Origin of the sequence: Acidovorax temperans, from assembly GCF_006716905.1 — a bacterium.
GTDB lineage: Bacteria > Pseudomonadota > Gammaproteobacteria > Burkholderiales > Burkholderiaceae_C > Acidovorax > Acidovorax temperans.
In genome coordinates, this window is the sequence record NZ_VFPV01000001.1 from 1,071,123 (window position 1) to 1,094,150 (window position 23,028).

Below are 23,028 nucleotides of genomic sequence, written 5' to 3' on the forward strand. Positions count from 1 at the left end.
ACCGGTAGTGTCTTGAACACGATCGACACACCATATATAGTGTGCAACAACCAAAACGGTTGCACACGCCTAGCCTTTGCAGCAGCCCCGACCTGCTGCCATTTCTCCCCCGCCAGCCCACAGAGAGGACACCCATGCAAGCTGCTTTGAACACCCCTGCCACCCCGCACGCGACCCCTGAAGAGACCGCAGGCGACGCTGCCAACACAGCAGCCAATGCGCAGGGCCACTACCAGATCATTCGGCGCAATGGCGCGGTGGTCCCGTTCGAAGCCCCCAAGATTGCCATCGCATTGATGAAGGCGTTTCTGGCCGTCCACGGCACCCAGGGCGCTGCTTCGGCCAGCGTGCGTGAAGTGGTGGATGCACTGACCCAGGGCGTCACCCGCGCGCTGATGCGCTCGCGCCCAGGAGGCGGTACCTTCCACATTGAAGATGTACAAGACCAGGTCGAACTGGGCCTGATGCGCGGCGGCCACCACGAAGTGGCGCGTGCTTACGTTTTGTATCGCGAGCGCCGTGCACAAGAACGCGCTAACCAGGTTCAGCAACAGGCCCCAGCGGCCCCCGCGCTGCATGTTCTGGAAAATGGCCAGCGGGTTGCCCTGGACCCGCGTCGCCTGCAGTCGCTGATTGAATCGGCCTGTGTGGGACTGGGCCAGGATGTCAAAGCTGACCCCATCGTGGCAGAAACCATGCGCAACCTGTACGACGGCGTCCCCATGGACGAGGTGTACAAGGCTTCCATCCTCGCAGCCCGCACCCTGATCGAAAAAGACCCGGACTACACCTACGCCACCGCACGCCTGCTGCTGCACACCATCGTGCGCGAAGTGCTAGGCCGTGATGTAACCCAGGACCAGATGGCCCAGGCTTACACCGAGTACTTCCCTCAATTCATCCAGAAGGGCGTAGATAACGAACTGCTGGACCCACGCCTGCTCAAGTTCAACCTGGCTCGATTGGCCTCCGCGCTCAAGCCCCAGCGCGACCTGCAGTTTGACTACCTCGGCCTGCAAACCCTGTACGACCGCTATTTCCTGCACGTCCGCAAGACCCGCATCGAACTGCCACAGGCTTTCTTCATGCGCGTCGCCATGGGCCTGTCCCTCAACGAGGCGGACCCAGAAGCCCGTGCCATTGAGTTCTATGAAGTGCTCTCCAGCTTCGACTTCATGTCGAGCACGCCCACGCTCTTCAACAGCGGCACGCTGCGCTCGCAACTGTCCAGTTGCTACCTGACCACCGTGCCTGACGACCTGGACGGCATCTACGAATCCATCAAGGAAAACGCCTTGCTGTCCAAGTTTGCGGGCGGCCTGGGCAACGACTGGACGCGCGTGCGCGCCCTGGGCTCGCATATCAAGGGCACCAACGGCGAATCCCAAGGCGTGGTTCCCTTCCTCAAGGTGGTGAATGACACGGCCGTAGCAGTCAACCAGGGCGGCAAGCGCAAGGGCGCCGTCTGCACGTACCTGGAAACCTGGCACCTTGACATCGAAGAATTCCTGGAGCTGCGCAAGAACACCGGCGATGACCGCCGCCGCACGCATGACATGAACACGGCCAACTGGATCCCTGACCTGTTCATGCGCCGCGTGATGGAAAAGGGCACCTGGACTCTGTTCTCGCCTTCCAACGTGCCTGATCTGCACGACCTGTTTGGCGCAGAGTTCGAGAAGGCCTATGTGGCCTATGAAGCCAAGGCCGCCAGTGGCGAACTCAAGCCCAGCAAGACGGTGCAAGCCACCGACCTGTGGCGCAAGATTCTCACCATGCTGTTCGAAACTGGCCATCCCTGGATCACGTTCAAGGATGCCTGCAACGTGCGCTCGCCCCAGCAACACGCTGGCGTGGTGCACTCGTCCAACCTGTGCACGGAAATCACGCTCAACACCAGCGACACCGAAACAGCGGTGTGCAACCTGGGCTCGGTGAACCTGCGCCAGCACTTGAAGAACGGCCAGATTGACCACGAGAAGCTGAAGAAAACGATCACGGTGGCCATGCGCATGCTGGACAACGTTATCGACATCAACTACTACGCGGTCAAGAAGGCGCGTGACTCCAACCTGCGCCACCGCCCTGTGGGCCTGGGCCTGATGGCGTTCCAGGACAGCCTCTATGAATTGCGCATTCCTTACGCGTCGCAAGAAGCTGTCGAGTTTGCCGATCGCTCGATGGAAGCGATCTGCTACTACGCCTACTGGGCATCGACCGAGCTCGCCAAGGAACGCGGTCAGTACTCCAGCTATAAGGGCTCGCTGTGGGATCGCGGCATCCTGCCTTTTGACACCCTGGACATGCTGGCGCAAGCCCGTGGTGGCTACGTTGAAGTGGACCGCTCGTCCACCCTCGACTGGGATGCTCTGCGCAAGAAGATTGCACAAGACGGCATGCGCAACTCCAACTGCGTTGCCATCGCACCCACAGCCACCATCTCCAACATCATTGGTGTGGACGCATCGATCGAACCCTCGTTCGGTAACCTGTCGGTCAAATCCAACCTTTCCGGCGAGTTCACGGTCATCAACGGAGGTCTGGTGCGCGACCTCAAGCGGCTGGGTCTGTGGGATGACGTGATGATCATGGACCTCAAGCACTTCAAGGGTTCGCTGCACCCCATCGACCGTGTGCCTGCAGATATCAAGGCGCTGTATTCCACGGCGTTTGAAGTCGAACCCAAGTGGCTGGTGGAAGCCGCTTCGCGCCGACAAAAGTGGATCGATCAGGCGCAGAGCCTGAACATCTACATGGCTGGCGCTTCGGGCAAGAAGCTTGACGACACCTACAAACTGGCATGGGTGCGCGGCCTCAAGACCACGTACTACCTGCGCACACAAAGCGCTACGCACGTGGAAATGAGCACCGTGAACACACGTCAGCTCAACGCCGTGTCGTCGGGGCCAGAAAGCGTATCGGCCCACGCCGCTGAAGGCTCGGCAGCCACGCTGGCCAGTGCAGCGCCTGGTAGCACCGTGCCTGCCACCGACGTCAAATTCACAGCCATTGACGACGTCGCATGTGAGGCGTGCCAGTAACTCCATGTAGGCGGAGTACTCCTGATCCAGAAGTGCTCCGCGCATGTGCTGTGAAGCAACAAAACGTTGCTGCATAACGCTTCAGTGCTTTTCTTTTTGCAGCACTCCTTTCATAATCCGATCACTGGAAAACCTATGCTGACCTGGGACGAAGAAGTCAAGCCCTCATCGCAAAAACCAACGGACGGTGGCCTGCAAAACGGCCACCAGGCAGCGCAGTCGCCGCTGCCCATCCAGACACCTGCATTGCAGCCAACAGCTGCTGCAATTCCCGCGGCCACAGCTGCCGCTCCTGCAGCCACTCATCGCCGAGTGAACGCTGCCGACAAGCGCATCATCAACGGCCAGACCGACGTCAACCAGCTCGTGCCCTTCAAGTACAAGTGGGCATGGGAGAAGTACCTTGCGACCTGCGCCAATCACTGGATGCCGCAAGAGGTGAACATGACGCGTGACATCGCGTTGTGGAAAGACCCCAACGGCCTGACCGAAGACGAGCGCCGCATCGTCAAGCGCAACCTCGGTTTTTTTGTCACTGCAGATTCGCTGGCCGCCAACAACATCGTGCTGGGCACCTATCGCCATATCACGGCGCCTGAGTGCCGCCAGTTCCTGCTGCGCCAGGCATTCGAAGAAGCAATTCACACCCATGCGTACCAGTACATCGTGGAGTCGCTGGGCCTGGACGAGAGCGAGATCTTCAACGCTTACAACGAAGTCCAATCCATCCGTGACAAGGACGAGTTCCTGATCCCCTTCATTGAAGCGATCATGGACCCCAACTTCCACACAGGCACCCCTGAAGCCGATCAGACGCTGCTGAAGTCGTTGATCGTTTTCGCCTGCCTGATGGAAGGGCTGTTCTTCTACGTAGGCTTCACGCAGATTCTGGCGCTGGGTCGCCAGAACAAGATGACTGGCGCTGCCGAGCAGTACCAGTACATCCTGCGCGATGAATCGATGCACTGCAACTTCGGCATCGATCTCATCAACCAGCTCAAGCTTGAGAACCCCCACCTGTGGACCGCAGAGTTCAAGGCAGAGATCAAGGCCTTGTTCATGAAGGCCGTCGAGCTGGAATACCGATACGCCGAAGACACCATGCCCCGCGGCGTGCTGGGCATGAATGCCTCGATGTTCAAGGGCTACCTGCGCTACATCGCCAACCGCCGCGCAACGCAGATCGGCCTGGAAACCCTCTTCCCCAACGAAGAGAACCCCTTCCCATGGATGAGCGAGATGATCGACCTGAAGAAGGAACGTAACTTCTTCGAGACCCGCGTCATCGAGTACCAATCGGGCGGCGCCCTTTCTTGGGATTGATCCCATCGCGCGCTTTCTGGCCATGGACGCTTACACCACACCCCGCACACACACCTCGGCGCTGCCTTGGTTTGTGCGGTGGTGTTCCCGTATTCATGGTGATGGAGCTACTGCAGCGTCCATCACCATGGATCGCTTCCTGTCCACTGTAGACGGGGAGTGCTCTTTGCTCACTGACCCAAGGAGAACATGATGGCAACTGCGAAAAAACCGGCCGCCAAGAAAGCCGCCCCAGCAAAAAAAGCGACTCCCGCTAAACCCGTAGCTCCAGCGAAGAAGGCCGCTGCTCCAGCCAAGAAGGCTGCTGCCCCAGCGAAGAAGGCTGCTGCCCCAGCGAAGAAGGCTGCTGCCCCAGCGAAGAAGGCTGCTGCCCCAGCGAAGAAGGCTGCTGCCCCAGCGAAGAAGGCTGCTGCTCCAGCCAAGAAGGCTGCTGCTCCAGCCAAGAAGGCTGCTGCTCCAGCCAAGAAGGCTGCTGCTCCAGCCAAGAAGGCTGCTGCTCCAGCGAAGAAGGCTGCTGCTCCAGCCAAGAAGGCTGCTGCTCCAGCCAAGAAGGCTGCTGCTCCAGCCAAGAAGGCTGCTGCTCCAGCGAAGAAGGCTGCTGCTCCAGCGAAGAAGGCCGCTGCTCCAGCGAAGAAGGCCGCTGCTCCAGCGAAGAAGGCTGCTACTCCAGCGAAGAAGGCTGCTGCTCCAGCGAAGAAGGCTGCTGCTGCAAAGAAAGTGGTGAAGGCTCCAACAGCCCCTGCCGCTCCCGCTGCTCAGACCACGCTGAACCCCCAGGCTGCCTGGCCGTTTCCCACAGGCACCAAGCCCTGAGGAAGCCCAGCGCTCCAAGCCCAACCCGGTGCCCTGCACCGGGTTTTTTTATGGCTGTACGGGGAGCGCCTTGAGCACAGTGTCAAAGGCCCGCTCTGGATGGCAGGCCAAGCCCCTCAGTCCCATCACGCTCCCATCACGCGGGGGTGAAATCCAGGACATAGTTCTGTGGGCCACGCTGCGCAATCTTCAGCGCGCCCACCTTGTTGCCCAGTTCAGCACACCGCGCCAAAGGCCAGCCCTGCTCCAGACCAAACAGCAGGGCTCCACGCCAAGCGTCACCGCACCCTGTTGGGTCCACCACGGCCGCTGGCTGCACAGCTTGCACTCGCTCACGCTCGCCATCCACCCACACATCACAACCTTCACCGCCCAACGTCACTACCAGGCCCTTCACCTTGCGCGAGATGTCTGCCAGGCTCAAGCCGGTGCGGTCGCACAGCATCTTGCCTTCGTAGTCGTTCACCGTCACCCAGGTGGCTTGCTCAATGAATTGGGTCAACTCAGCGCCATTGAACATGGGCAAGCCCTGGCCCGGATCGAACACGAAAGGGATGCCAGCCGCCACGAACTGCGCTGCATGTTCCAGCATGGCATCGCGCCCATCTGGCGAGATGATGCCCAGCTTGATATCGGGATGGGATTCGATGCGGGTGATGTGCGCCTGCATCATGGCCCCCGGGTGGAACGCCGTGATCTGGTTGTTGTCACGGTCGGTCATGATCATGGCCTGCGCCGTGTAAGTGCCGTCCACCTGCTTCACATAGCGGTCACTGATACCCAGCGCAGCCAGGCGCTGCAGGTACTCGCCACCGTCTGTTCCCAGCGTGGCCATGGGCAGGGGCTCGCCACCCAGCAACTTGAGGCTGTAGGCGATGTTGCCTGCGCAGCCACCGAAATCACGACGCAACGATGGCACCAGAAAAGACACGTTGAGGATGTGCAATTGATCCGGGAGGATCTGCTCGGCAAACCGCCCCTCAAAAGTCATGATGGTGTCGAACGCCAGGGAACCACAGATAAGAGCGGCCATAAAAAGCAATCAATAAAAGAAGAATCAGGGATAAAACGCCAGCAGGCGATAGCCCGCCACGCGGGCGCCGCCAGTGGTCACCAGCACCGACACGGAAGCACTCCATTCGCCGCCCGCGGCAAGTTCCTGCGGAGCGCCCATGTCAGCAGGCAGCAATACACGACGCAAAACAGGTTGATCCTGCGCATCGGTCAGCGTCAGCTCCACCGCCGGCATCTCCAGCGCCACGGTGGAACGGCTCTTCATCGTGACGGCGAGCACATAGCTGTCGCCCCGCGCCTTGTTGAAGGAGGAGCTGTCGATGACCACCTCTGCAATTTGCCGCAGAGGCGCCAGTTCACACCCCAGCGGCTCGCATAAGGCCAGCAAGAGGGGGCGAAGCTGTGGTGCCACGGCAGCCAGGCGGTTGCGCTCATGCACAGCCACCTGCGCTGCGAGTGCAGTCGCCAAAACCAATCCCAGCACAACCAGCCCACTGCGCACCAGGGGCTTGCGCCAAAACGCCCGCCGGCGGGCTGCTTTGACGAAGCTGACATCCTCCGTCGCGTCAGGCGCCTCATCGTCTTCGCCCTCGCTGCTTTGGTCAGCGCGCAGATCTGGTGTTGCCGACTTCACTTCCTTCACACCAGTGGCTTCGTCGATCGAAGGAAACTCCACCGATGGCAAAGAGGGCTTTACAGACTCCTCGGCATCGGCAAGAGACTGCACTTCAGCAGGAGGAAGTGCGGGCAAGGATGCCAGAACATCCATGCCATCAGCAGTCATGCCCTCCACGCCACCGTCGCTCACCACATCTGCCTGCAGCGGCTTGGCAGGCACTGCCTGCTCTGCACTGGTCGCGGTGACACCATCCGCCTGCGAAGCGGTTGGCGAAGGCTGTGCATCACACTCCAACGTCAGCGGAGTGTCTGCAAAGTCTTCAGCGTAAGGCAGCTCATACCCTCCGGGCTGCGGCACCGGTGCTGCAGGCGTCTGCGCCACGGCTTCCGAAGAAACCGCCGAGGAATACGTCGCACGAAGAGGTTCCTGCAGCACCAGCTCCAGCATGTCAGGCGACAACACGCGGCTTTCCTGCCGCCCTGCAAACTCGGGCGGAGGTGGTGGAGGGGGCGGAGCAACCGGAGCCTTGGGCGGCACGCTCGGGGCATCTGCCCCCTTCCAGGCAAAGGTAGCAGCAGGCTCAAAAATGGGAGGCGGCTCCGCACCGACCAGTGGAGGCTCCGCAGCCAGAAAGGCAGGCGGTACCGGATCGGGCACCGACAAGACTTCGGCGGGGCGAGCAAAAGGTGCCTCAGCCAAAACACCGGCACCCGACGGGGCTGGCGCATTCCCTGACGGCGCGTCAGGCTCCACAACAACCCGAGAGAAAGCTTTTTGGACAGGAGCCGGAGGAGCCCCCCATGCGCGCGAAGAATCATCCGCCCGCGCCACTGGCATGGGCGGTGGTCGCACGTCGGTCAGCGATACGTCGGGCAAAAGCGCTGGTGGGGGCGCTGGCATGAGCGATTCGGACGCATCAAACACCTCGGCGCAGTGACCGCAGCGCACCCAGCCATCAGAAATGCGCAACTGGTCCGCGACCACCTTGAATTGGGTCGAACAGGCGGGGCAGCGTGTGATCTGGCTCATCTGCAATGGATTGTAGAGCGCAGGCCCCACAGCCCGCGGGGCCTCGCAAGGCTCAACGGCTGGCGGTCATCAAAATCCAGCCGTCTTCCGAATCGGCCACTTGCAGTGGCAGCCAGGGGGCATAGGCCTCCTTCAGCTCGTCTGCCTGCCGCTCCAGAATGCCGGCCAGCACCAGGTGTCCGCCAGCCGCTACATGGCTGCACAGCAAGGGGGCCAGCACGCGCAGTGGCGTCGCCAGGATGTTGGCCAGTACCGTCTGGTATTCACCCTGGGCCTTGTCGGGCAGGCCCGCCTTGAGCTGCACGCCATTGGCCTGCGCGTTTTGCAGGGTGGACTCCACCGCCGCGGGGTCAATATCCACCGCATCAATATCCACCGCACCGAACTTGGCAGCACCAATGGCCAGGATGCCCGAGCCGCAACCATAGTCAAGCACACGCCCCAGGGTACTGGAGCCATCGGCAGCCACCGTGCCGTTGCGCGCAATCCAGCGCAGGCACATACGGGTCGTGGGGTGCGTGCCCGTGCCAAAAGCCAGGCCGGGGTCCAGGCGGATGCTGCGCACAGCCTGCGGTGGCAACTCATGCCAGGTCGGCACGATCCAGAAATCGGGGGTGATGTCCACTGGCGCAAATTGCGATTGGGTCAGCCGCACCCAGTCTTGCTCAGGCACTTCGGCAACGCCCAGCACCTGGCAGCCTTCAAAAAAGTCTTGTACGGTCAGCAGTTGCTGCGCCTCTTGGGCAGCATCGGCCGTGGGGAACAGTGCCACCACGCGGCTGCGCTGCCATCCATCCTTGGGCGGGGGCATGCCGGGCTCGCCAAACAGGGCCTGCTCGGCATCGGTCTGCGCATCGGCGTCTTCCACCGAGACGCTCAAGGCGTCCAGCGCATCCAGCGCGTCGCTCACCGCTTCAATGCGGTCTTCAGGGCACATCAGGCTCAGCTCAAACATGAAAAACGCCTCTTTGCAAAAATGAAATGCTGGCACCCGTTTCCGGGAGCCAGCATGTGAACCCACTGTGGCCGCACCAGCCCAAGACTGGAATCAGCCTAACAAACACCAGACGCCCGCAGCCCCCCGCAAGCCACCGCCGCGCTGGCGGTGTCTCCCTTCCCGAATGGCGCAGCCATTCGGGAGAAAGGGGAAGGCGCGAAGCGCCTCAGGGGTTTGTACGCAGCCTAGCGTTTGTGTTGCGACAGCCACTCTTCCAGATAGTGGATGTTGGTGCCGCCCGCCATGAACTTGGCATCCACCATCAGCTCGCGGTGCAGCGGCACATTGGTGTTGATGCCTTCGATCACCGTCTCGGACAGCGCCGTGCGCATGCGGGCCAGGGCCTGCTCGCGCGTGTCGCCGTGCACAATGATCTTGCCGATCATCGAGTCGTAGTTGGGCGGCACAAAGTAGTTGGTGTACGCGTGCGAATCCACACGCACACCGGGGCCGCCTGGCGCGTGCCAGGTGGTGATGCGACCGGGGGACGGAATGAACTTGTAGGGGTCTTCCGCGTTCACCCGGCACTCGATGGCGTGGCCACGGATCTCGATCTGGCGCTGGGTGAAGGGCAGCTTCTCGCCAGCCGCCACCATGATCTGCGTCTTCACGATGTCCACGCCCGTGATCAACTCGGTCACCGGGTGCTCCACCTGCACGCGGGTGTTCATTTCAATGAAATAGAACTCGCCGTTTTCGTACAGAAACTCGAACGTGCCCGCGCCGCGGTAGCCGATCTTCTTGCAGGCCGCGACGCAGCGCTCGCCGATCTTCTCGATCAGCTTGCGCGGAATGCCGGGAGCAGGCGCCTCTTCAATAACCTTCTGGTGGCGGCGCTGCATGGAGCAGTCGCGCTCACCCAGGTACACCGCGTTGCGGTGCTTGTCGGCCAGCACCTGGATTTCGATGTGGCGGGGGTTCTGGAGGAACTTCTCCATGTACACCGCAGGATTGCCAAACGCAGCACCCGCTTCGGCCTTGGTCATCTGCACCGCATTGACCAGGGCAGCTTCGGTGTGCACCACGCGCATGCCGCGGCCACCGCCGCCGCCAGCGGCCTTGATGATGACCGGGTAGCCGATGGCCTTTGCGATACGGCGAATCTGCACCGGGTCGTCGGGCAACTCGCCTTCAGAGCCGGGCACGCAGGGCACGCCAGCACGGATCATGGCCTGCTTGGCCGACACCTTGTCACCCATGATGCGGATGGACTCGGGCGTGGGGCCGATGAACTGGAAACCGCTCTTTTCCACGCGCTCGGCGAAGTCGGCGTTTTCGCTCAGAAAGCCGTAGCCAGGGTGGATGGCTTCAGCATCGGTCACCTCGGCGGCCGAGATGATGGCCGGCATGTTGAGGTAGCTCAGGGGCGACGGGGCGGGCCCGATGCACACGGCCTCTTCGGCCAGCTTGACGTATTTCGCATCGCGGTCGGCTTCGGAATAGACCATGACGGCCTTGACTCCCAGCTCGCGGCATGCGCGTTGGATACGCAGAGCGATCTCTCCGCGGTTCGCAACCAGAATTTTCTTGAACATGAGCGCCTTATTCGATGACGAACAGCGGCTGTCCGTATTCCACGGCCTGGCCGTTTTCGCCCAGGATACGGGTCACGGTGCCCGACTTGTCGGCCTCGATCTCGTTGAGGATCTTCATGGCCTCGATGATGCAGAGGGTCTCGCCTTCTTTGACCTGGCTGCCCACTTCCACGAAGGGCTTGGCGCCGGGACTGGACGAACGGTAGAACGTGCCCACCATCGGCGACTTGACCACATGGCCCGTGGGGGCTGCGGCGGCAGGACTGGGCAGTTCGGCCACAGGGGCCGCAACGGGCGCTGGCGCCACGGGGGCTTGCATGGGCGCTGCCACATATTGCTGAACCACGGCGCCGCCGCTCTTGACGATACGGACTTTGCCTTCGGCCTCGGTGATTTCGAGTTCGGAAACGTTTGACTCGGAGACGAGGTCGATCAAGGTTTTGAGTTTTCGCAGATCCATGGAAGCTCCAACGGCTATAAAACTAAATAGGGCGCGAATTTACTCTAATTTCGGACTACCTCAGCGATTGAGAGGTAATTTTCATCAACATCGAGGCTGATGGAGCGCATCAAACGCTGAAAAAGCCCCATGAAGGGGCTTGGCTTACCGCAGATGGACCCACTGCTGGAGGTCATCGGGCGTCACTTGCCCCATTTTACGATGCAGCACCCGGCCCCCCTGCCCCAGCACCACGGTGAAAGGCAGGCCACCGGTGAGGTTACCCAGCGACCGGCCCAGCTCCGTGCCGCCCAGGCCCGCCAACCCCACGGGAAAGTCCAGCGGCAGCCGGTCCAGAAACTTGCGCACAGACGAAGGCTGGTCGATCGCCAGGCCCACCACCTGCCAGCCCTTGGACACGTTTTCCCGGTAAAACGCGTTCAGCATGGGCAGCTCTTCCACGCAGGGCGGGCACCAGGTGGCCCAGAAATTCAGCAGCACGGGGCGGCCCTGCAGGGCTTTCATGGCCAGCGGGGCACCGCCTGTGGGGGTGTCAAACTCCATGCTCCACAGGGCTGCCTCGGCGCCATCTTGCATGGCGTGGGGCTGAAAGCGCCACCAAGCCAACCCTGCCCCGCCCAGCGCGGCAGCCCCGGCCACGGCGCCATACAGCCAGCGCCTGCGCGATGTGGGGGCAGGCTGGGCGGCGGGTTCAGCAGCGCTGGCGCTGCGGGAAACGTCGGGCGGCAAACTCATGGGGCAGTCTCTTCCAGAACACGGCGCACGGCCGTCACATCGCCACGGGGGGTGCGTCCCTTGGCATCGGGTTTCAAGGCGCCACGCAGGTCGTCCAGGTCGTAAATCATCAGGTGCACGCCGATCATCTCCTGGAGTTCAGGGCACTTGCTGCCCAGGCTCAGGGCCTCGACCGATTCCCCATGAAAGCCCGTCACCGTGCGCGGCTCGTAGTCCACATGGTGGTCGATCAGGGCAATCTCTGCCGACTTGGGGTCATCGCAGAACAGCTGGATATAGATATCAGACAGGCGCGTGGCCGTGCCATGCCAGACCGAGCCCGCCAGATGCGGCCGAAACTCGGCCATGCGCACCATCCACACCAGCGCCAACTGGCGCAGGGCGCGCAGTTCGCGTGGCTGGGTGTCAGCACAGAAAATGTCGAGGTATTCGCGCACCGCGTCTTCCACCTGGTCGTTGTCAGGCAGCGGGGTGCGGGCGGGCAGACCCATTTCGCGCACGGCGCGGCGCTTGGCGGGGCCCCATTCGAGTCCCTCTTCCACAACGATGCGGGCCGTGGTGGCGGCAATTTCGGCAGTCAGGGGGTTGGAAACAGGCATGGAGGAACCCTCGCAGCATCAGCAGCCGACATTGTCGCGTGAACGCAAACAGGCACCGATCGTGCGCCCGTATGGCACCGAGGGTTTCTCAGGCTGTCAGCATTTGCTATCTTTATGATAGCTGCTGGCGCTTACCCAGTAAGCGCTAGCATGCTTTTTTCCTTAAACCCAGGCATTCACCTGGGCCAGGCCCGGCAGGCGGGGGAAATCAGTCCAGGCTGGCGCCGGACTCTTTCACCACCTTGCCCCACTTCACGCTTTCGGCCTGGATGAAGGCTGCGAACTGCTCAGGCGTTTCGCTGTAAACCTCGGCGCCCTGCTCGTTGATCTTCTTCTTCACATCAGGCTGGGCCAGCACCTTGACGATGGCGGCGTTCAGCTTGGCCAGCACGGGTGCGGGCGTGCCTGCGGGGGCAAACATGCCAAACCACGACGTGGCCTCGTAGCCGGGCACGCCCGCCTCAGCGATGGTGGGCACGTTGGGCAGCTCGGGCGAGCGCTTGGCCGTGGTCACCGCCAGGGGCACCAGGCTGCCGCTGCGCACATGCTGGATAGCCGACGGCATGTTGTCGAACATGATGCCGATCTGGTTGCCCATCAGGTCCGTCACCGCAGGGGCACTGCCCTTGTAGGGCACGTGCTGCATATCCACCTTGGCCAGGCTCTTGAACAGTTCGCCCGACAGGTGGATGGAGCTGCCATTGCCCGAAGAGCCGAAGTTCACTTTGCCGGGGTTGGCCTTGGCGTAGGCGATGAGGTCCTTCACGCTCTTGTAGGGCTGGGCGGGGTTGGCCACCAGCAGGTTGGGCACATTGGCCACGCGGGTCAGCGGTGCGAAGTCCTTCACGGGGTCGAAAGGCATCTTCTTGTACAGGCTGGCGTTGATGGCGTGGGTGCCCACGGTGCCCATGAACAGAGTGTGGCCGTCCGGAGCAGCCTTGGCGGCCGCCTGGCCACCGATGTTGCCGCCTGCGCCCGCGCGGTTGTCCACCACGACGGATTGGCCCAGCTCAGCCGTCAGCGCCTGGCCGATGATGCGGGCCAGGATGTCGGTGGTGCCGCCTGCGGCGAAGGGCATGATGATGGTGACGGGCTTGGTGGGGTAAGCCTGGGCCAGGGCGGACGTACCGCCGAGCAGACCAGCGCCCAAAACGACGGCCGAAGCGATGGAACCCAGGGCGAAGCGGCGGGTGGCGTGGGAATGTTGCATGGAGGTCTCCTTCAAAGAAGCTGGTGGACAAAAATAGCGTTTGGTGGGCCACGTCCCAATCGCCACAGCGTTTGAGACTGGCACGGCGCAGGCACGGGACGCCGAGGAAGGGCTGCCCCCTTCCCGAATGGCGAAGCCGTTCGAGATAAGAGGGAAGAGGGAAGGAGCGAAGCGACTCAGGGGTTGTCACTTCACACCGGCGCCACGCCCAGCGTGGTGCCGCCGCAGACGTACAGCACCTGACCGGTGATGAAGCCGTTGTCGGGCGAGAGGAAAAACATCGCCGTGCGCGCCACGTCTTCGGGCGTGCCCATGCGGCCCACGGCAATGCTCTTGAGGATGCGCTCGGTCTGCGGCGCGCCCTCGGGGTTGCTCTGGCGGAACAGCTCGGTGGCGATGGGGCCAGGGCCGATGGCGTTGACGGTGATGCCGTCGCGCCCCAGTTCCATGGCCAGCGTGCGGGTCATGCCGATCATTCCGGCCTTGGTGGCCGAGTAGACGATGCGGTCGCCCTTGCCCAAAGCGGCGCGGGACGACATGTTGACGATGCGGCCCTGCCCGCTGGCACGCAGCGTGGGCAAAAAGGCCTGCACCAGCAGCATGGGCGCACGCAGGTGCAGGCCCACCACATCGTCCAGCTGCTGCGTGGTGGCGGTGTCGATGGTGCCGGGGCGGGTGGCGCCCGCGTTGTTCACCAGTGCTGTCACGTTGTGCTGGGCAGCCATCTCGGCCGCGCGTTCGCGGGTGGAGGCCTCGTCCGTCAGGTCGCCCTGGTACGAGGTGAGCAGCGGGTGGCTCCAGGTGGGCAGCACGTAGTCGAGGTTGACCACGGCCCGGCCCTGGGCCAGCACGGCTTCGGCAATCGCACGGCCAATGCCGTTGCTGGCGCCGGTAACGACGGTGACGGGGGTGCGGGTATCAGCCACGCTCACACCCGCTCGATGATCAAGGCAATGCCCTGGCCCACGCCAATGCACATAGTGCACAGCGCGTACTGGCCCGCGTGCTCGTGCAGGCGGTTCACGGCCGTGGTGACCAGGCGGGCGCCGCTGGCACCCAGCGGGTGGCCCAGGGCAATGGCACCGCCCCAGGCGTTCACACGGGCGTCATCGTCCTTCAGGCCCAGGGCGCGCAGCACGGCCAGGCCTTGGGCGGCGAAGGCTTCGTTCAGCTCGATCACGTCCATGTGATCCAAGGTCAGGCCAGTTTGCGCCAGCACCTTCTGCGTGGCGGGCGTGGGGCCAAAGCCCATGATGCGCGGGGCCACGCCCGCGGTGGCCATGCCCACCACGCGGGCGCGGGGCTTGAGGCCGTACTTGGCGGCATGGGCCTCGTCGGCCAGCAGCAAGGCGCAGGCGCCATCGTTCACGCCAGATGCGTTGCCCGCCGTCACCGTGCCATCAGGCCGCACCACGCCCTTGAGCTTGGCCAGCGCTTCCAGGCTGGTTTCGCGGGGGTGCTCGTCCTGGCTGACGATGATGGCGTCGCCCTCGCTACCGGAGGGGCCTTTCTTCTTCTGCGGGATGGTGACGGGCACGATTTCGCGCGCCAAGTGACCGGCCTTGATGGCGGCCACGGCGTTGAGCTGGCTGCGCAGGGCCATCTGGTCTTGCGCCTCGCGCTCGATCTGGAAGTCCACCGCCACGTTCTCGGCGGTTTCTGGCATGGAGTCCACACCGTACTTTTCCTTCATCAGCTTGTTGATGAAGCGCCAGCCAATCGTCGTGTCGTACACGGCGTTGTTGCGGCTGAAGGCGGTTTCGGCCTTGGGCATGACGAAGGGGGCGCGGCTCATGCTTTCCACACCACCGGCAATCATCAGGCCGGCTTCGCCAGACTTGATGGCGCGCGCGGCGCTGCCCACGGCGTCCAGGCCGGAGCCGCACAGGCGGTTGATGGTGGCACCGGGCACTTCAACGGGCAGGCCCGCCAGCAGGCTGCTCATGTGGGCCACGTTGCGGTTGTCTTCGCCAGCCTGGTTGGCGCAGCCATAGAGCACATCGGTCACGGCGGCCCAGTCCACACCGGGGTTGCGCTCCATCAGCGCCTTGATGGGGATGGCCCCCAGGTCGTCAGCGCGCACGCTGGAGAGGGCGCCGCCGTAGCGGCCAAAGGGGGTGCGGATGGCGTCGCAGATGTAGGCTTGGGATTGGCTCATGGAAGATGTCTCCTTGTTAGCGGCTCAGGGTTCAGTCAGGCTGCGGGGCGAATGGGCAGGCCCACCAGTTGTTCCAGCTCGGGCAGGGTCAGGCCGGGCACCATGTCGATGAGCTGCAGCCCGGTGGGCGTGCAGGCCAGCGTGCACAGGTCGGTATAGATGCGCTTGACGCAGCCCACGCCCGTGAGCGGGTAAGTGCATTGCTGCACCACCTTGCTGGCGCCTTGCTTGGTCAGCAAATCCATCATCACCCAGGTCTGCTTGGCACCAATGGCCAGGTCCATCGCACCGCCCACGGCCGGAATGGCGCCGGGCTCGCCCGTGCTCCAGTTGGCGAGGTCGCCCGTGGCCGACACCTGGAAGGCGCCCAGCACACAAATATCCAGATGGCCGCCGCGCATCATGGCGAAGCTGTCGGCGTGGTGGAAATACGCGCCACCGGGCAGCAGCGTCACGGGCTGCTTGCCGGCGTTGATCAGGTCGTAGTCTTCATTGCCTGCGGCGGGCGCGGGGCCCATGCCCAGAATGCCGTTCTCGCTTTGCAGGATGACTTCACGCCCTTCAGGGATGTGGTTGGCCACCAGGGTGGGCTGGCCGATGCCCAGGTTCACATAGGCACCGTCGTGGATGTCCTGCGCCACACGGCGAGCCAGGTCGTCTTTGCTTCGTTTTTGATAGCTGCTCACGCTTGTTCCTTCTGCGCTAAGGGCGCTTTTTATGCAGACTTCTTGAAACCACCGGCCTGGGTGGCGGTGCGCTCGATCTTCACCACATGGCTCACGTAGATGCCGGGGGTGACGATGGCTTCGGGGTCGAGTGCGCCCAGTTCCACCACGTCGTGCACGGTGGCGATGGTGGTCTTGGCAGCGGTGGCCATCACGGGGCCAAAGTTGCGGGCCGACATGCGATAGGTCAGGTTGCCCCAGCGGTCGCCCTTCTCGGCCTTGATCAGGGCCACGTCGCCGTAGATGGGGTACTCCAGCACGTACTGCTTGCCGTTGATTTCGCGGGTTTCCTTGGGCGAGCCGTCGGCGTTGAGCGCCAGTTCGGTGCCGTAACCCGTGGGGCAGAAGAAGGCGCCAATGCCCGCACCGGCAGCGCGCAGGCGCTCGGCCAGGTTGCCCTGGGGCACCAGTTCCAGCTCGACCTTGCCGCTGCGGTACAGCTCGTCAAACACGTAGCTGTCCACCTGGCGTGGAAAGCTGCAGATGATCTTGCGCACCTGCCCGGCCTTGAGCAGCGCGGCCAGGCCGTGGTCGGCATTGCCAGCGTTGTTGTTCACCACCGTCAGGTCGCGCGCGCCCTGCGCAATCAGCGCCTCAATCAGTTCGCCAGGAATACCGGCGGTACCAAAGCCCCCGATGAGCACCGTGGCGCCATCGCGCACACCGGCCATCGCCTGGGCCGCCGAGTCAGCTATCTTGTTGATCATGAAACTGTGTCCCCACAAAAAAGAACTTCAGGAATGGGCCAAAACACGAACCCGAAGCCGCACCCGGCAAAGCATGAGATTTGTTCATATAGCGAACTTTTGTTCGTATAATGAATTATAAAGAAGTCCCGATGACAACGCCTGAAAACCACGACGCCCCCTCGGGCTTGCCCGCGCCCGCCTCCACCCCCAAGCCGGGCGACAGCTATGTGCAGTCGTTCGCGCGTGGGCTGGAAGTGATCCGCTCCTTCAGCGCCAGCGCACCCCAGCAGACCCTGAGCGAGGTGGCCGCGCACACCGGCCTGACCCGCGCCGGGGCGCGCCGCATCCTGCTCACGCTGCAAACGCTGGGTTATGTGGAAAGTGACGGCAAGCTCTTTCGCCTCACGCCGCGCATCCTCGACCTGGGCTTTGCCTACCTGTCGTCACTGCCCCTCTGGAACCTAGCCGAGCCGCTGATGGAAGACCTGGTGGAGGAAGTGCGCGAGTCGTCTTCGGCCGCCGTGCTCGATGGCCTGGACATCGTCTACGTGCTGCGCGTACCCACCCACAAGATCATGCGCACCAGCCTGGGCGTGGGCTCGCGCCTGCCTGCAGCCTGGACTTCCATGGGCCGAGTGCTGCTGGCCAGCCTGCCCGAAGACGAGCTGCAAAGCCGCCTCGCCACACTGCCCCTGCAGCGCCACACCGCCCACACCGCCACCGACCTGCCCACCCTGCTGGAACGCATTCGCCAGGCGCGCACGCAGGGCTGGTGCCTGGTGAACCAGGAGCTGGAAGAAGGCCTCATCTCCATCGCCGCACCGCTCACCAACCGCTTGGGGCAAACCGTGGCCGCTCTCAACATCAGCGGCCAGGCCAACCGCACCAGCGCCGAGCTGATGCAGCAAACCCTGCTGCCGCCGCTGCTGCGCGCGGCGCAAACCATCTCGCGGCTGATGGGCGCACCGCGCCGCTGAACCAGCGCCATCCAAGCCCCCGGCCCCGCCAGGGCTGGGCGTGCGTGCTACCCTCCCGCCCCATGTTCAACCCTACCCAAGCCGATGTGCGCCGCTTTCTGTGCGGCGTGCACGCCAAAGCCCAAAGCGGCGCGCCCATGGAAGCCATCGAAACGCTGGCCAGCCTGTGGATTGCCGAGCACCCCGAATACCACGCCGACCTGGCCGACGTAGATGCCGCCATCGCCCGCAACTACGACGAAACGCCCGCACAGACCAACCCCTTCCTGCACCTGTCAATGCACCTGTCGATCAGTGAGCAATGCAGCATTGACCAGCCGCGCGGCATCCGCCAGGCAGTCGAATTGCTGGCCAAGCGGCTCGATTCGCTGCACGACGCCCACCACGCCGCCATGGAATGCCTGGGCGAGATGCTGTGGGAAAGCCAGCGCTCCGGCCGCCCGCCCGACGGCAATGCCTACATCGCCGCCGTGCAGCGCCGCGCTACGCGGGACTGATTTCGCGCAGCGCATCGTGCCATGAATTCGCGCTATGAATAAATGAGCACCTTGCGCTTATTACAAAAGCGCTAGCGGCATATTTGGCTTAAATACTGACACCACTGCACAGGCTGCAACTGCGCCACACAAGCATGCAGCCCACTCGGGAGTCGTGCTTTCCCGACAATGGCCCCATTGACCTGGAGGCCCCATGCAAAGCACCCACCCCACCCCATCGTCTTCACCCGCCTTGCCCACAGCGCTGCCCACCTCCGTGGCCTGGCTGGGCTATGGCGGGCTGCTGCCATTTGCTGCACTGGCGGGCATCGGCTGGTGGGCGCCGGGCACACCGCTGTGGGGCACGGCGCTGCTGGCCTACGGCGCGGTCATTCTGAGTTTTGTGGGCGCGCTGCACTGGGGCTTTGCGATGGTGCTGGGCGAGCTGAGCGACCGCGAACGCACGCACCGCTTTGTGTGGAGCGTGGTGCCATCGCTGCTGGCCTGGCCTGCCGTGCTGCTGCCCATGGCAGGCGGGGCGGCCTTGCTCATCGTGGGGTTTGCTGCGCACCTGGTGCAAGACCTGCGCCTGGCATCCCGCGCGGCACTGCCCGCCTGGTACCTGCCGCTGCGCTGGCGCCTCACGGTCACCGCCTGCGTTTGCCTGGCCCTGGGCGCGGTGGCTGCCCATGGATGAACGCCCAGACCCACAGCCCGCCGCTGCCCCGCCCAGCGCCACAGCATCTGTACCCAGCGGCCGCTGGAGTCGCATGGCGCGCATGGGCACCCTGGCCACCGGGCTGGCCGGCGGCATGCTGGCCGAAGGCGCGCGCCAATGGGCGCAAGGCAAGCGCCGCAGCGCCCGCGACTTGCTGCTCACCCCCGCCAACGCCCGCCGCGTAGCCGACCAGCTCGCACAGTTGCGCGGCGCGGCCATGAAGGTGGGGCAACTGCTATCGATGGATGCAGGTGAGCTGCTGCCGCCCGAGCTGGGCGAAATCCTGGCACGCCTGCGCTCAGACGCCAAACCCATGCCCATCGGGCAGATGGACGATGTGCTGACGGCCGCCTGGGGCGCGGGCTGGGACGCGCGCTTTGCGCAGTTCGGCTTCACGCCCATCGCGGCGGCCTCCATCGGCCAGGTGCACCGCGCCACCACCAAGGATGGGCGGCAACTGGCCATCAAGGTGCAGTACCCCGGCATACGCCAGAGCATTGCCAGCGACGTGGACAACGTGGGCACGCTGCTACGCGTCTCGGGCCTGCTGCCCGCCCACCTGGATGTGGCGCCACTTTTGGCCGAGGCCAAAAGGCAGCTGCACGAAGAAGCCGACTATCTGCGCGAAGCCCGCTGCCAAGCGCAGTTTGCAGCCCTGCTGGCCGACGTGCCGAACCTGCGCATTCCCACCGTGCACGCCGACTGGACCACCGAGAACGTGCTGGCGATGGACTACGTGGAATGCGTGCCCATCGAATCCCTGCAGCGCGCACCCCAGGCGCAGCGCGACGAGGTGGCCAGCACCCTGATGGGCCTGCTGTTCCGGGAGCTGTTCGAATTCCGCCTGGTGCAGACGGACCCCAACTTCGCCAACTACCGCTACGACAAGGCCAGTGGCCGCACCGTGCTGCTCGACTTTGGCGCCACCCGCGCCTACGGCAGTGAAGTGGTGGAAGCCTACCGGCGGCTCATGCGCGCTGCCATGCACGGCCACCGCGAGGGCATGGACGAAGCGGCCCAGGCCATTGGCTACTTCGGCCACCACATCCAGCCCCACCAGCGCAACGCGGTGATTGATCTGTTCGCGCTGGCCTGCGAGCCCCTGCGCCATGCCGATGGCTACGACTTTGGCACCAGCGACCTAGCCCAGCGCATCCGCACGGCGGGCATGGCGCTGAGCACCGAAAAAGACTTCTGGCACACCCCACCAGCCGATGCGCTGTTCTTGCACCGCAAGCTGGGCGGGCTGTACCTGCTGGCTGCCAGGCTCAAGGCCCAGGTACCGGTGCAGGCGCTGGCACGGCCGTATCTGGAGCAAGGCTGACTCGCGTCATCAGCGTTGCGCCTCAAACTGCAAATCCGCCAGACAACAAAAAGCCCGCCGAAGCGGGCTTCTTGGTGAACCGAAGAATGGCTCAGCGAAAGCGCGACTGGGGCACCACCTGCAGATCACCTTCCACAGAAGCCAGGTAGTTGGCCAGGGCCTTGAGTTCGGCGTTCGAGAACTGCTTGGCAATGCCGCCCATGATGGCGTTGTTGCGGCCCACGTTGGCGTTGCGTGCGTCAGCCTTGTAGGACTTCAGCGCTACAAAGAGGTAGTCGGCGTGCTGACCAGCGATCTTGGGGTAAGAAGGATCGATGGGCTTGGCGAAGTTGTCGCCGTGGCAGGACACGCAAGCGCCCTTCTTCAGCAGCTCAGCCACTTGCACGCTGGGTTCGCGGCCGGGCTTGGCGGGCAGCTCGGTGCCCTTCTTACCGTGTTGTTCGTAGTAGGCCGACACGTCGGCGATGTCTTGTTCAGACAGCGAATCGGCAATACCGCGCATGGTGGGGTGCTTGCGGTCGCCCTTCTTGTAGGCATCAAGTGCCGAGGCGATGTACTTGCCGCTCTGGCCCGAAATCATGGGCACCTTGTGCACTTCAGGGAAGCTGGATTGGTAGCCAGGAATGCCGTGGCAGCCAATGCACATGGCGATTTTCTTTTCGCCGGCCTTCACGTCTCCCTTGGCTTCCTGGGCGTGAGAAAAAGCGGTCACAGAAGCGACAGCCAAGGCAAATATCGTGGTCAACGTCTTGTTCATTTTGCGCGCACAATCTCGTGGAGGTTCAGCTTCAGCTCTGGGCCCAGATCAGCGGCTGATTATAGCCAGCGCTTGTCAAGCCCATTCATCAACGATTCGGTGATTTCCCTTATGAAATTTCGCGGTTCCCAGAATTACGTCGCTACCCAAGATTTGATGTTGGCGGTGAATGCAGCCATCACCCTGCAGCGGCCGCTGCTCATCAAGGGCGAACCCGGCACCGGCAAGACCATGCTGGCCGAAGAAGTGGCCCAGGCCCTGGGCATGCCACTGTTGCAGTGGCACATCAAGTCCACCACCAAGGCGCAACAGGGCCTGTACGAATACGACGCGGTGAGCCGCCTGCGCGACAGCCAACTCAACGATGGCGACAGCGCCGAGCGGGTCAAGGACATTCGCAACTACATCGTGCAAGGTGTGCTGTGGCAGGCCTTCACGGCCGACCAGCCCGTGGCGCTGCTGATCGACGAGATTGACAAGGCCGACATTGAATTCCCGAACGACCTGCTGCGCGAAATCGACCGCATGGAGTTTTACTGCTACGAAACGCGCGAACTCATACGTGCCAAGCACCGGCCGCTGGTGTTCATCACCTCCAACAACGAAAAAGAGCTGCCCGACGCGTTCTTGCGCCGCTGCTTCTTCCACTTCATCAAGTTCCCTGAAGCCGACACGATGCGCCAGATCGTGAACGTGCACTTCCCCACGCTCAAGAGCGAGCTGCTCACCGTGGCGATGAAGACGTTCTACGACGTGCGCAACCTGCCGGGCCTGAAGAAGAAGCCTTCCACCAGCGAGCTGATCGACTGGCTCAAGTTGCTGGTGGCTGAAGACATTCCGCTTGAAGCCCTGCAAAGCGCCGACAACAAGGTGGCCGTGCCCCCGCTGGTGGGCGCGCTGCTCAAGAACGAGCAGGACGTGAGCCTGTTCGAAAAGCTGGTCTTCATGAACCAGAGGAACCGCTAAGTGAGCGACATCACCACCGGAAAACTGCTGGCCAACGGCGTGGCCGATGCCGTTGGCTTTGTGGGCGGGGCACTGCTGGGCTTTTGGGCCGGCCAGTGGCTGGGCGTGGACATTTTTGCGCCCGGCTACGGCACCGGCAGCCTGATTGGCATTGCCCTCGTGGGCCTGGGCGGCGGCCTGGGCCTGCACGCAGCGCGGCGCTGGCAAACGCGCCGCCAAGACAAAACCGCAGGCAAGGAGTAGCGCGATGGCTTTTGTGGAACCCGCGACCCTGCGCGAACGCGGCGTGCGCCTGGAGCCGCTGGCCGCATCGCACGAGGCGGGCCTGCGCGCGGCCGCAGCCGATGGCGAGCTGTGGAAGCTGCGCATCACCTCGGTGCCCGAGCCCGAAAACACCGGCAAATACATCGACGATGCACTGCGCATGCGCGCCGAAGGCAACCGCTTTGCCTTCGCCGTGGTGGACGACACCACCGGCACAGTGCTGGGTACCACCAGCTACCACGACATCCTGCCCGCCGTGAAGCGCGTGGAAATTGGCTACACCTGGTATGCCAAGAGCGTGCAGCGCACCCATGTGAACACCACGGCCAAGCTCTTGATGATGGGCCACGCCTTCGACACCCTGGGCTGCCATGTGGTGGGCTGGCGCACCGACAACTTCAACTTCGCATCGCAGCGCGCCATCGAGCGGCTGGGGGCCAAGAAAGACGGCGTGATTCGCGGCCACGCGCTGCGCCGCGACGGCACCATCCGCGACACGGTGATGTACAGCATGCGCGCGGGCGAATGGCCCGAGGCCAAAGCACAATTGCTATACCTTTTAGAGCGGCACGCGCTTGCCTAGCAAGCGCTGGAGGGCA

The 23,028-nt window shown here is 63.4% G+C and carries 23 protein-coding genes and 1 pseudogene; 10 read left to right on the plus strand and 14 right to left on the minus strand.

The window, feature by feature from the left end; genetic code table 11:
- Nucleotides 1-134: 134 nt before the first annotated feature.
- From BDD18_RS05215 to BDD18_RS05225, 3 genes are all read left to right on the plus strand, one after another.
- Nucleotides 135-3,041, plus strand: coding sequence for a ribonucleoside-diphosphate reductase subunit alpha (locus tag BDD18_RS05215; RefSeq protein WP_142081764.1), 2,907 nt, complete (start codon nucleotides 135-137; stop codon nucleotides 3,039-3,041).
- 135 nt (nucleotides 3,042-3,176) lie between these two features.
- Complete coding sequence (locus BDD18_RS05220) at nucleotides 3,177-4,364, plus strand: ribonucleotide-diphosphate reductase subunit beta (RefSeq protein WP_066696320.1); 1,188 nt, start codon at nucleotides 3,177-3,179, stop codon at nucleotides 4,362-4,364.
- 192 nt (nucleotides 4,365-4,556) lie between these two features.
- Entirely contained in the window at nucleotides 4,557-5,177 is a 621-nt protein-coding gene (locus BDD18_RS05225) for a histone (RefSeq protein WP_142081766.1), read from the plus strand.
- Nucleotides 5,178-5,313: 136 nt separating this feature from the next.
- Here the strand turns inward: BDD18_RS05225 and BDD18_RS05230 are convergent, their stop codons facing one another.
- The 13 genes and pseudogenes from BDD18_RS05230 to BDD18_RS05290 all read right to left on the minus strand — a co-directional run bounded on the left by BDD18_RS05230 (nucleotide 5,314) and on the right by BDD18_RS05290 (nucleotide 16,965).
- Nucleotides 5,314-6,210, minus strand: a complete 897-nt coding sequence (locus BDD18_RS05230; protein WP_142081767.1) for a carbohydrate kinase family protein — start codon at nucleotides 6,208-6,210, stop codon at nucleotides 5,314-5,316.
- A gap of 24 nt (nucleotides 6,211-6,234) precedes the next feature.
- Complete coding sequence (locus BDD18_RS05235; RefSeq protein WP_244939031.1) at nucleotides 6,235-7,272, minus strand: DUF3426 domain-containing protein; 1,038 nt, start codon at nucleotides 7,270-7,272, stop codon at nucleotides 6,235-6,237.
- 462 nt (nucleotides 7,273-7,734) lie between these two features.
- Nucleotides 7,735-7,839, minus strand: a pseudogene (locus BDD18_RS22725) (zinc-ribbon domain-containing protein); the annotation flags it as partial.
- Nucleotides 7,840-7,891: 52 nt separating this feature from the next.
- Nucleotides 7,892-8,794: a 50S ribosomal protein L11 methyltransferase gene (gene prmA, locus BDD18_RS05245; protein WP_142081769.1), complete on the minus strand. Its 903-nt coding sequence runs from the start codon at nucleotides 8,792-8,794 to the stop codon at nucleotides 7,892-7,894.
- 227 nt (nucleotides 8,795-9,021) lie between these two features.
- A complete protein-coding gene (gene accC / locus BDD18_RS05250) occupies nucleotides 9,022-10,371 on the minus strand; it encodes an acetyl-CoA carboxylase biotin carboxylase subunit (RefSeq protein ID WP_044401556.1) in 1,350 nt (449 codons plus the stop codon).
- 7 nt (nucleotides 10,372-10,378) lie between these two features.
- Entirely contained in the window at nucleotides 10,379-10,831 is a 453-nt protein-coding gene (gene accB / locus BDD18_RS05255) for an acetyl-CoA carboxylase biotin carboxyl carrier protein (RefSeq protein WP_066782614.1), read from the minus strand.
- A gap of 144 nt (nucleotides 10,832-10,975) precedes the next feature.
- Nucleotides 10,976-11,566 (minus strand): TlpA family protein disulfide reductase, encoded by a 591-nt coding sequence (locus BDD18_RS05260; RefSeq protein ID WP_142081770.1) that lies wholly within the window; start codon nucleotides 11,564-11,566, stop codon nucleotides 10,976-10,978.
- Nucleotides 11,563-12,165, minus strand: a complete 603-nt coding sequence (locus BDD18_RS05265) for a hypothetical protein (protein ID WP_044401564.1) — start codon at nucleotides 12,163-12,165, stop codon at nucleotides 11,563-11,565. Before BDD18_RS05265 ends, BDD18_RS05260 begins: the two co-directional genes overlap by 4 nt.
- Before the next feature lie 208 nt (nucleotides 12,166-12,373).
- The gene (locus BDD18_RS05270; RefSeq protein WP_142081772.1) at nucleotides 12,374-13,375 is read right to left on the minus strand and encodes a Bug family tripartite tricarboxylate transporter substrate binding protein; all 1,002 of its coding nucleotides are present in this window, start codon (nucleotides 13,373-13,375) and stop codon (nucleotides 12,374-12,376) included.
- A 191-nt stretch (nucleotides 13,376-13,566) separates the two neighbouring features.
- Nucleotides 13,567-14,301, minus strand: coding sequence for an SDR family NAD(P)-dependent oxidoreductase (locus tag BDD18_RS05275; RefSeq protein WP_420837301.1), 735 nt, complete (start codon nucleotides 14,299-14,301; stop codon nucleotides 13,567-13,569).
- Between the two features lie 2 nt (nucleotides 14,302-14,303).
- A complete protein-coding gene (gene pcaF / locus BDD18_RS05280; protein ID WP_142081776.1) occupies nucleotides 14,304-15,533 on the minus strand; it encodes a 3-oxoadipyl-CoA thiolase in 1,230 nt (409 codons plus the stop codon).
- 35 nt (nucleotides 15,534-15,568) lie between these two features.
- Nucleotides 15,569-16,219: a 3-oxoacid CoA-transferase subunit B gene (locus tag BDD18_RS05285; protein WP_066695771.1), complete on the minus strand. Its 651-nt coding sequence runs from the start codon at nucleotides 16,217-16,219 to the stop codon at nucleotides 15,569-15,571.
- 29 nt (nucleotides 16,220-16,248) lie between these two features.
- Entirely contained in the window at nucleotides 16,249-16,965 is a 717-nt protein-coding gene (locus tag BDD18_RS05290) for a 3-oxoacid CoA-transferase subunit A (protein WP_142081779.1), read from the minus strand.
- Nucleotides 16,966-17,096: 131 nt separating this feature from the next.
- Here BDD18_RS05290 and BDD18_RS05295 point away from each other — a divergent pair, with 131 nt between their 5' ends.
- The 4 genes from BDD18_RS05295 to BDD18_RS05310 all read left to right on the plus strand — a co-directional run bounded on the left by BDD18_RS05295 (nucleotide 17,097) and on the right by BDD18_RS05310 (nucleotide 20,442).
- A complete protein-coding gene (locus BDD18_RS05295) occupies nucleotides 17,097-17,924 on the plus strand; it encodes an IclR family transcriptional regulator domain-containing protein (RefSeq protein ID WP_142081781.1) in 828 nt (275 codons plus the stop codon).
- A 62-nt stretch (nucleotides 17,925-17,986) separates the two neighbouring features.
- Nucleotides 17,987-18,421 (plus strand): DUF1841 family protein, encoded by a 435-nt coding sequence (locus tag BDD18_RS05300; RefSeq protein ID WP_044401590.1) that lies wholly within the window; start codon nucleotides 17,987-17,989, stop codon nucleotides 18,419-18,421.
- A gap of 193 nt (nucleotides 18,422-18,614) precedes the next feature.
- A complete protein-coding gene (locus BDD18_RS05305) occupies nucleotides 18,615-19,097 on the plus strand; it encodes a DUF3429 domain-containing protein (protein WP_142081783.1) in 483 nt (160 codons plus the stop codon).
- A complete protein-coding gene (locus BDD18_RS05310) occupies nucleotides 19,090-20,442 on the plus strand; it encodes an ABC1 kinase family protein (RefSeq protein WP_142081785.1) in 1,353 nt (450 codons plus the stop codon). The genes BDD18_RS05305 and BDD18_RS05310 overlap by 8 nt, the downstream gene beginning before the upstream one ends.
- A gap of 91 nt (nucleotides 20,443-20,533) precedes the next feature.
- Here BDD18_RS05310 and BDD18_RS05315 read toward each other — a convergent pair whose 3' ends face one another.
- A complete protein-coding gene (locus BDD18_RS05315; protein WP_044401599.1) occupies nucleotides 20,534-21,199 on the minus strand; it encodes a c-type cytochrome in 666 nt (221 codons plus the stop codon).
- A gap of 111 nt (nucleotides 21,200-21,310) precedes the next feature.
- Here BDD18_RS05315 and BDD18_RS05320 point away from each other — a divergent pair, with 111 nt between their 5' ends.
- The 3 genes from BDD18_RS05320 to BDD18_RS05330 are packed head-to-tail and all read left to right on the plus strand — an operon-like array spanning nucleotide 21,311 to nucleotide 23,012.
- Nucleotides 21,311-22,165 (plus strand): AAA family ATPase, encoded by an 855-nt coding sequence (locus tag BDD18_RS05320; protein WP_044401602.1) that lies wholly within the window; start codon nucleotides 21,311-21,313, stop codon nucleotides 22,163-22,165.
- 9 nt (nucleotides 22,166-22,174) lie between these two features.
- A complete protein-coding gene (locus tag BDD18_RS05325; RefSeq protein ID WP_142082529.1) occupies nucleotides 22,175-22,408 on the plus strand; it encodes a hypothetical protein in 234 nt (77 codons plus the stop codon).
- A 4-nt stretch (nucleotides 22,409-22,412) separates the two neighbouring features.
- Nucleotides 22,413-23,012, plus strand: a complete 600-nt coding sequence (locus BDD18_RS05330; RefSeq protein WP_142081787.1) for a GNAT family N-acetyltransferase — start codon at nucleotides 22,413-22,415, stop codon at nucleotides 23,010-23,012.
- The last annotated feature ends 16 nt before the right edge of the window (nucleotides 23,013-23,028 follow it).